The sequence below is a fragment of the Armatimonas sp. genome (assembly GCF_043760365.1).
Classification (GTDB): domain Bacteria; phylum Armatimonadota; class Armatimonadia; order Armatimonadales; family Armatimonadaceae; genus Armatimonas.
Genome location: NZ_JAYUPA010000824.1, coordinates 1 through 9,129, shown reverse-complemented (window position 1 = coordinate 9,129; position 9,129 = coordinate 1). Strand labels below are relative to the sequence as shown.

The window sequence follows — 9,129 nt, the reverse complement described above, 5'->3', positions numbered from 1 at the left end:
TAAGACAGCGCCGATCTTAGACGGAGGAAGCAGAATCTGCCTGCCGGTGAACCAGTTGTCCGTGGGATCAAGCTTTTTTCCCGTGTCAACAACGGCGTAGCGAATCGCGCCGCTTTCATCGTCAAAATAAAAGTGGTTGACCTTGCCCATCTGCCCGTCTACGGCATTGAGCGCATACGACTCTAAAGTACTTGCTCGGTGTAGCATGTGTTTAGGGCTTCACTTTCAGCTCATTGACCAGCAGGTTCTTTGCCCCCGCCTGAGCGATTGTCTTCTGCGCGATCGTGCCCGCCAGCGACTTCATCGCCTCGGTTAGCACGTGCCCTGTCAGGCGTACTTCGTTGTCACCGCTCTCCACATCAATCAGATTTGCGGTATTGTTCAGAGTTTTATCGTCGGTGATGGCCAACTTGATTCTAGGGGTCAGCGTTAGAGCATCACCTGTATTCTTCCCCATCTTCTCCGTGGCCGAGCCCAGGCGCTCCGTCGCTTTCTGGGTTGCCACTGATGCCTTCTCACCTGATTCTTTAGCGGACTCCGCGTTTTGGGCAGTATCTTCTTTGATGCCCTCAGCGGTATTTTTACAGCCGCTGCCCCCAATACCTATGCAAGCGATACCTAAAATCAATAATCGGTTCATTGTTTTCTCCTTAACTCTCCGTTCTTTTTTGTCTCTTCCGGGTGCTGACGGTCATAGTAGGCATAAAGCTGCGTCTCAAAAGCGCGGCTGATTATCTTTTCTGCCTCCCACTCAGGAGCACCTTTAACTTGATCCCGAGTCACGTTGACGCTAACGCTACGCTCAGACCAGCTCACACGGGTGATCCACTCCGGGGGAAGCAGAATACTCTTTCCTGGCCACCAGTTCTGCGTATCTACGGTCAGATAACTAATCCGCCAGGTCTCGTCATTGACAATAAAGTCGGTGACATGTCCCAGGTGGCCATCCGTAGCGGAGATCCCATAGCCTGTCACTTCCTTGGTGCTCCGCAAGTGGGCATCGGCACGCTCGTGGGCACAGTCTTCTGCATCCTGTCTTGCTTGGTGATCGGCTTTGTGCTGGAGGATCTCGGTGCTCCCCACGGTTTGGGCAAGCAGCCCTCCGGAGTACAGGTAGGCCCCCCATCCACTCACGCCATCCCAATAATAGGGCAAGGAGTAGTAGTCGTAGTAGCCTATTTCCCACTGGCGCGAGACAGGCTGATCCGTTTCGACGCCTGGACTCTTCTCAATCTGATCACACGTCAGATTCACAGTAAGCGTCTTCTTATCCCAGTCCACGCCGCCTAGTGCCAGAGGAGAGATCAGCACTTTACGATCCATAAGCCAGCTTCCCGTATTGACAATTAAGTAGCGGACGGTCCAAAACTCGTCATCGAAGAGAAACTCATCCACGCTACCAACCTCACCATCCAGAGCATGAATCGCCAGGCCGTGTAGCTTTTTTACTTCAACTAGCATTGGTATTCTCTTCCTTCTTTGCGGCGGCACCAGGCTGCCGATGCGCCTCAACCATCCAGAGCCACTTGTCAATGCCACGGGAGATCTCGGTGAAAATATCAGCGGCATCCGCGTCGTCGAGCGCATTGGTGTCGACAATTCCCTCACGTATAACTGCCCCAAAGGCCGCAAGAGCACTGGAAAGTGCCTCAATATGCTCGTCGCCCGTGGAGATGTCGTGGGGATACTCAGCGAGGCTAGAGCTGGCCGCAACCTCCCGTACCGTGCCACGCGCTGTACCACCAAGCTGCACAAGTCTTTCCGCGATCAGATCTGCATAGCCTTCGATATCTTCAGCAATATCATCAAAGAGAAGATGAAGCGCATGAAACGACGGCCCTCTGACATTCCAGTGAGCTTGTTTTGTTTGCATACCAAGGTCAAGACAGTCTGCAAGGCGTCGGTTTAAGTACGAAGCGATTTTCAACCGCATTACTTCAGGAATATTGTTTTTCGTTTGTTGCATAGCTCTCGTATGCAGGAGTTTCTCCCAAGGTTTCAGGTTAATTTCATCGCGCCTAGAATGTCTCCCATCGGGATAACGGCAAAACTGCTGGCATAGTCCGACATGGCGTAGGGCAGGATCAGCTCGTTATTGTGGATCTGGGCACCACAGCTATAAACCACATTGGGGACATAACCCTCGCGCTCACTAGCGCCCGGTGTCAGCAACGGTTCGTGCAGTCGCCCAATCACGCAAGAGGGATCGTCTTTGTCCAGCAAAATTGCGCCAATCGCGTACTGCCGCATCGGCCCGACGCCGTGTGTCAGAACCAGCCACCCGGCCTCAGTCTCTATCGGCGAGCCGCTGTTTCCGAGCTGAACATACTCCCATGGATAGGTCGGCTTGAGGAGAATCTCTTTCGTGTACCAGAAGTGCAGATGATCCGAGTACATGAGATAGATATTCTCGTTGTCCTGGCGTGAGAGCATGGCGTAGCGCCCCTTAATGCGGCGCGGAAAGAGCGCCATGCCTTTATTGTGAATCTCAGGGCCATTCAGGGTGCTCATCTCAAACGTAAGAAAATCCTCTGTCTGGAGAAGCTGGGGCATGGTGACCTTCCCATCGTAGGCGGTATAGGTGGCATAGTAGATCACTTTCCCATCGTCTTCTTGAAAAGCAACAAAGCGTGCGTCCTCAATCCCGTTGATCTCAGTGGGTGATGTGGGGAACAACACGCGCTCGAACAGCGGCTGTTTGAGCGAAAAAGAAGCCACGTAATTCGCCCGAGCCAAGGTCAACATACTATTTAACAGAAGAACATTTTCTGATTTCCCTCGGTTCTGACGCTCTACCAACTGAACACTAGCCTTCAGCTCCTCTAGAGTGAATTTTTCCGCTAGAGTAGAGAGTACCGATGTCACCAGCATGTCCCGATGATCCATTTCATGAAGTTTGCGCTCAAAGAGCGTACGATCATAGAGAGGGTAAGAGATAGCCTCGGGGCTCACGACAAAGCGTGTCGGTTCCTCTACCTTAATTTGATTTTTTGCATCCACAATTCCTGTACGAAATGCGATAGAGGAGATATGTCCCTCGCCTGTCGCACGCAGACTCAGGATAAAGCGGCTCGCCCCTTCAGGTAACTCACTCTGATCGGGATGCCACACGAGAGACGGATTAAAAAGTGCAGCACCTTCCAGAGCATATTCCTGCGTAAAATAGGCTCCAATGAGAAGCTTTCGTTCCTCGCTTAAAGGTCTATCCGTCAGCAAAAGAGACTTCACGTGCTCAAAGCGTCGCAGGCAGTACGCACGAAAATTGTGATGACGTCTTTCAAAATCCCTAAGTATTTGCTCGAGTTCAGTGGTAATTTTCTCTTCAGGCATCGCACTGATACGAGCAATGATTTGAATACTACGCTGCTCAGTTGTCGGATTGAAAGCGCGAAGCAGAACACGTGCACTACTTGGCTTTAGAATAGGCCCAGTGTGCCGAACAGATAGTAAAACAGTCTCTTGATTTTGCATTTATTTGATTTTATAACCTGAAAGACCTCGCTGATCGGGGAACCGATTGGGCCACCAACAGAGTAAATCACAGGCCCCACCAGCCCTAGTATTTCATTTGCGTCTGCATCTTAATCTGAATCTCATAGGTAATAAATGGGAACCTGGTTCCTTATGATGTATATGACTTCTATGGAAGAACCAAACAGTAGTTAAAAAAACCAAAAAACTTTCGACACTAGCTCTAGCTCTCACCAGCATGGTCTTAACAACAATAGTTGTGAGATAAGAACAGTGCCTGTGATCGCATTCGGCATGTCTCAATGATCCGTGTCGAACAGAGCGAAGTTATTTTACCGAAATAAAGAAAGGATCTAGAAAAGTGAGCGAAATAAACTTAAATTCCGTTTCAAATGTAGCCATCCGGATACGATTTTCGGGTAGCCCCACAGCGGATCAATACCACCTCACCCTCACGGAAGGGGCACGATTCGCTGCTGACTGGGAGGCTTATCTCAAGGGCAATAGTATTATTGGCGGCGCATACACCATTGAGGAAGCGGATCATCCCGTCATTATCTCACTAAATTTCAGCCTGATTGCTTATATTGAAAATGGCAAGATCTATTGAGATTTTTGATTCATTAGCACTCGAAATAGACTTTTCATTGCAGGCAAAGACTGCTCGTAATGAAAATTAATAACGACGATAGAGAAGAACATGAAACATCAAGAACGCACACTTCGTATTACAGCTGCCCTTACCCTTGCAGGGCTCATATCAAGTCAGATTCCCATGCGCGGTCAAACCGCACTGGGTTCTGTAGATTCATCTACCAGCCCTATCCAACCTTCTGATGGTTATCTGAGTGGTAGCGTTGATAATAGCGGAAATTTTCTGGGCATTAAAGGAGTAACAAATCGTAATACCATCTCAGGAATCGCTCTTGGCCTGATTGGTTTAAGTGCGTATAGCACAGTAACAGATGCACATGCAAGAAAAACGGCAGGCTCAAAGATTTCCAATGCACAAAATAAACCAATCTATGATGTCCTCATGAGCATGCCCGATGATTTTTCAGAAATAATTAAGCTCGTGGATTCGAGTGAACAAGTTAATTTGCTACGTGAAGATAATCCCTATACGTTTTTTGCACCGACGAACGCGGGGCTGATGTCGCTCGGTAGAGCACGGCTTAATCAGCTACAAGACCCCGCTCAAAAAACAGCACTGGTTGCGCTGATCAAACATCACACCCTCGCAGGTCGCTATAAAATCAGTGAGCTACTCGCTCTCAAAGAGGGCACGACACTAGAGACTCTCTCGGGCGAGAAAGTCACTGTTGGAAATAAAAATGGCATCCTCACTCTGAACAATATACCCATCGTACAAAACGATATTGCCGCTAGCAATGGCTGGATCCATCCCCTTGAGGCCCCGCTCGACTCAAATTAAAGGGTGTCTGAGAGCAGCATCCGACACATTCTCAGTGAAAATGCCAGCCTTCAGGGCTGGTATTTTTTGTTTGTTTATACAGTATAAAAATCTAAAATAGTTATTTAAATTTTCATTTTTATCTGGAACCTCAAGAATACAGACATCATATGAGTAGCAACAGACTGAGATGCATGCAAAATGCACATCCTAAAACTAGGAATGAACTTTCTGTCAGCTCAAAACTGAGCAAAAAAGTAATCCTGAAAAATTACAGGCGGTGACGACCTGTTATGAAAGTAGATAAACCATGATTTTTCGTAATTTGAATCTCAATCGAGTATTCCCGAGTGTTTTAGCAATAGGATCTATCCTGGGAGCAACAGCAGCCCAGGCCCAAGTCACGTCGGGTAGCATTACCACGCCCGCTGCGCTTGCAGGTGCCTTTATAGGTGGACCGGGGGCAGGAAGTGTGACAGTAACGTCGAGCGGTGGTGGACTGGGAACGCTTACCGCGACACCTTTCGCATTGCCCGCCTTTGGTACCCCTATAAATATTCAGTTCACTGCTACCAACGACCTCTTCCAGTTCAATAACCTGCCCGCGTCGGGAACAGGGATCGTGACGGGACTGAACTCAACGGTGAACTTTGTCGTTAATCCAGGAGCGGTGGCTATCGGCCCGCTAAACTTCACCACGGAGTACAGCTACGACGCGGATGCCACGGTTGTGGGACTCGACGGCACGCGTGTCACCTATAACCCAACGACAACACAGACGTTTTCGTTCGGAGGCTCTCTGTATCAGGTGAATATCGGCGCCACACAGGCTTCCAGCCAGGGAACCCCAACGTCGTTGTCCAACAACTCGATCGGGGGAACCATTACCAACCTGACTAACGTCGCACCGGAGCCAGGCACCCTTGCCTTTATCGCCCTAGGTGGCACCCTCGTCTTAGTGCGTCGCCGCAAGCACTAAAAATACACGTCACAACGAAAATCACTCATGCTGGGCTGGCTTATAGGCTGGCCCAGATGGGAGAGGGAAAGAGTAAAACAATGAAAATCGCGATTGATCTGGAAGGGACTCTCATCGCCGAGTGTGGCGAGTTTGCCTGTGAGCGCACCAATGAGCTGGCACGGTGCTTCTTGCTCTGTGGGCTGCGCGTCCAAGCGCGCAAGATGCTAAAAGAACTGGCACGTGCCGGACACATTCTCACTCTCTACACCAGCGGAAAACATAGTGCCGCCGCCCTGAGGCTCTGGTGCCTTGCTGCGGGGCTCCCGATTCATCACATCATCACGCTCGCGGATTATAAGCAAGACGCTCGCCATAACAAAGGAACCCGTGTCTGTTGGCCCCCCGTGAGCGGGCAGGATCTGATCCTCGACGACGAGACACGGCATATCGAGACCGCAAGGCGAAAGGGTGTGACCGCCCTTCAAATCACCAACCACAGCCCCAACTGGACAGCCTGTATCCAGAAAGCCTGCCTATCCTCCGACGGCATTCGGATGGTTAATAGAGAGCAAAAATTACAACCACAAGTCTAAATCAAAGTAGAAACAGAATGACATGTATCAAATTAATCAAAGGATATACTCAAAATATGCCTTATTTACTCTAATTGTTCTCCTATCTGCTTACACTAATGCGAAAGCAGACCCAATCACCTTGGGGCAAGCAGCCAGCTTTGGCGTTCTCGCGGGCTCGACGGTAACCAATACGGGGACCTCCATTATTTTTGGCAATGTCGGTGTCAGCCCAGGAACCGCGATCACCGGCTTTCCGCCAGGGCTCCTCAGTGGCGGAGTGTTCCACCTAAATGATGCCGTCGCCGTGCAGGCGCAGATTGACCTGACGACGGCCTACAATGTTATTGCGAACGAGGCATCTACCCAGGATCTAACCGGTCAGGATTTGGGAAATCGTACCTTGCTGCCTGGCGTTTACCATTTTAATTCGTCCGCGCAGTTAACGGGAGCGCTCATTCTTGATGCCCTGGGCGACCCCAATGCCCGCTTCGATTTCCAGATAGGTAGCTCACTCACAACCGCCTCCTCGTCCAGCGTTACCCTGATCAATAGCGGGGGTACAGGCAACGTGTACTGGCAAGTCGGCAGTTCGGCAACACTGGGCACGAGTAGCACGTTCGCGGGCAATATTCTCGCCCTGACAAGCATCACCCTAACCACGGGCGCAACAAACCCTGGCGGCAGAGCTCTGGCGCGCAACGGTGCGGTCACACTGGACACCAATATCATTGGTGCAAGTACCGCTCCAGATCCGTCCAGTTCTCTCCTGTTCTGCCTTGGGCTGATACTCACTTTCCCCTTTCTACCGCGCCGCCGTGCCTCACTTCAAAAAATCGAGATCTAAAGGGAACCGAGAGGGTTATCTCCGCATACGAGTGCTTGTTAGCAGTTCAGATACGGGGAAAGTTAAGGTTTCTTATGTTAATGAGGCGATTCACAAAAATTATTTTTTTGGCAACCATAGGAAACCTTCTCTTTAAGCTCGCAATTGAAATCACAAACTATAAAAACAGCATTCTTTTCTAAAAACACGAGGAAAAAACCCAAAAAATGAAACCAAACTCAGATATTTCTTCTTTGCACCGCGTGGCAATGATCGGAAATCACACACCACGCCAGTGTGGAATAGGAACTTTTACCGCTGACTTAATGGAAGCGGTCTCTCAGCGTTTTCCTGCAACGGATTGCTTCACGATCGCGATGAACGACCGTGCGGAGGGTTACGACTATCCCCCCTCGGTGCGCTACGAGATTCAGGCTGATGAGCTAATGTCTTACCAGTGTGCTGCCGACTTTTTAAATGCCAGTGATGTGGATGTCGTCTGCCTTCAGCACGAGTACGGTATCTTCGGCGGTAGTGCGGGAAGCCATATACTTACTTTGCTGCGTAAGCTACAGCAGCCCCTCGTCACCACCCTACACACCATTCTGCGCAATCCTAATGCGGAGCAGTGCGAGGTAATGGCCAAGCTGACTCGGCTCTCCGATCGGCTTGTGGTGATGAGTCAGCGGGGAGCGCAGTTTCTCCAGGATGTCCACGGGGTAGATGCGGCCAAGATTGATATTATTCACCACGGGATTCCCCAGGTACCCACGGTAGACGCTGAGCATTATAAAGAGCAGTTCCAACTTACGGGGAAATTCGTCCTGCTTACCTTTGGGCTGCTCTCGCCAGATAAGGGCATTGAAAATGTCATTGAGGCACTACCCGCCATTCTCGAACAGTTCCCCGAGGTAGTCTATGTCGTTCTGGGGGCGACCCATCCGCATATTTTGAAACAGCACGACGAAGCGTATCGCCAGAGTCTGGAAGTGCTGGCGGATCGCCTCGGGGTGCGTCAGAGTGTTCACTTCCACAATCGCTTTGTCCCCATTGAGGAGCTCACGCAGTACCTACGGGCAGCGGACATCTACATCACGCCCTATCTAAAACCTGAGCAGATCACGTCGGGGACCTTGGCCTATGCCGTTGGCTCTGGTAAGGCGGTGATCTCGACTCCCTACTACTACGCCGAGGAGCTGCTTGCCCAGGATCGCGGCATCCTAGTTCCCTGGCGCGACCCACAGGCGATTGCCCGTGAAGTCATCGCGCTCCTTGAGGAGCCCCAAAAGCGTGCCGCACTCCAGCAGCGAGCCGCTGGGTATGGACAGGAAATGGCCTGGCCCGCCGTTGCGGAGCGGTACAGGGAGTCCTTTGAGCGCGCCCGCACCGAAAAAATATCTCTCACGCAAAAGCGAGCCGCCACAAAAGTATCGGCGGCTCTGTATGCAAACTTGCCCGTGCTGAACCTGGATCATCTGCGGCTCATGACCGACGACACGGGCCTGATTCAGCATGCAACCTACAATGTCCCGAACGCCGACGAAGGCTACTGTTTGGATGACAATGTGCGTGCCCTGATTCTGATGGCACACTTGGAGGCAAGAGAGAAAACCTGTGAGGTCGTGCTTATCACACGCTACCTTGCCTTTATCAACCATGCCTTCAACGCGCAGACCGGGCGGTTCCGTAACTTTCTCGCGTATAACCGGCAGTGGCTAGAGGAGCAAGGCTCAGAGGATAGTCATGGACGGGCACTCTGGTCGCTCGGGACGGTGCTAGGGCGCTCGGGCAATCCGGGCTGGCGGGGCCTTGCAGGGAAGCTTTTTCATGCGGCCTTGCCCGTGGTGGCAGATTTCACCAGCCCCCGCGCCTGGGCCTACACGCT

General features: G+C 51.1%; 11 protein-coding genes. 6 read left to right on the top strand and 5 right to left on the bottom strand.

All coding sequences use genetic code 11. The features are described from left to right. From ACH2EH_RS20265 to ACH2EH_RS20245, 5 genes are all read right to left on the bottom strand, one after another. A partial coding sequence (locus tag ACH2EH_RS20265; protein WP_395144547.1) for a PRC-barrel domain-containing protein occupies positions 1–207 on the bottom strand: 207 nt, incomplete at its 3' end. Between the two features lie 4 nt (positions 208–211). Next, a complete protein-coding gene (locus tag ACH2EH_RS20260; RefSeq protein ID WP_395144545.1) occupies positions 212–640 on the bottom strand; it encodes a hypothetical protein in 429 nt (142 codons plus the stop codon). Beyond that, positions 637–1,461, bottom strand: coding sequence for a PRC-barrel domain containing protein (locus ACH2EH_RS20255; RefSeq protein WP_395144543.1), 825 nt, complete (start codon positions 1,459–1,461; stop codon positions 637–639). The genes ACH2EH_RS20260 and ACH2EH_RS20255 overlap by 4 nt, the downstream gene beginning before the upstream one ends. Next, positions 1,451–1,966, bottom strand: coding sequence for a DNA starvation/stationary phase protection protein Dps (dps, locus tag ACH2EH_RS20250; RefSeq protein ID WP_395144541.1), 516 nt, complete (start codon positions 1,964–1,966; stop codon positions 1,451–1,453). The genes ACH2EH_RS20255 and dps overlap by 11 nt, the downstream gene beginning before the upstream one ends. A gap of 32 nt (positions 1,967–1,998) precedes the next feature. Beyond that, a complete protein-coding gene (locus tag ACH2EH_RS20245) occupies positions 1,999–3,471 on the bottom strand; it encodes a glycoside hydrolase family 130 protein (RefSeq protein ID WP_395144540.1) in 1,473 nt (490 codons plus the stop codon). Between the two features lie 361 nt (positions 3,472–3,832). On the opposite strand from ACH2EH_RS20245, the gene ACH2EH_RS20240 reads away from it, so the two are divergent. From ACH2EH_RS20240 to ACH2EH_RS20215, 6 genes are all read left to right on the top strand, one after another. Then, positions 3,833–4,081: a hypothetical protein gene (locus ACH2EH_RS20240; protein ID WP_395144538.1), complete on the top strand. Its 249-nt coding sequence runs from the start codon at positions 3,833–3,835 to the stop codon at positions 4,079–4,081. Positions 4,082–4,171: 90 nt separating this feature from the next. After that, positions 4,172–4,906 carry a fasciclin domain-containing protein gene (locus ACH2EH_RS20235; protein ID WP_395144536.1) on the top strand — a complete coding sequence of 245 codons (735 nt, stop codon included), beginning with the start codon at positions 4,172–4,174 and terminating at the stop codon, positions 4,904–4,906. A 289-nt stretch (positions 4,907–5,195) separates the two neighbouring features. Then, positions 5,196–5,864 carry a PEP-CTERM sorting domain-containing protein gene (locus tag ACH2EH_RS20230; protein ID WP_395144534.1) on the top strand — a complete coding sequence of 223 codons (669 nt, stop codon included), beginning with the start codon at positions 5,196–5,198 and terminating at the stop codon, positions 5,862–5,864. A gap of 80 nt (positions 5,865–5,944) precedes the next feature. After that, the gene (locus ACH2EH_RS20225; protein WP_395144532.1) at positions 5,945–6,439 is read left to right on the top strand and encodes a hypothetical protein; all 495 of its coding nucleotides are present in this window, start codon (positions 5,945–5,947) and stop codon (positions 6,437–6,439) included. Between the two features lie 22 nt (positions 6,440–6,461). After that, a complete protein-coding gene (locus tag ACH2EH_RS20220) occupies positions 6,462–7,265 on the top strand; it encodes an ice-binding family protein (RefSeq protein ID WP_395144530.1) in 804 nt (267 codons plus the stop codon). 206 nt (positions 7,266–7,471) lie between these two features. Continuing rightward, the coding region (locus ACH2EH_RS20215; protein WP_395144528.1) for a glycosyltransferase family 4 protein at positions 7,472–9,129 on the top strand (1,658 nt) is incomplete at its 3' end.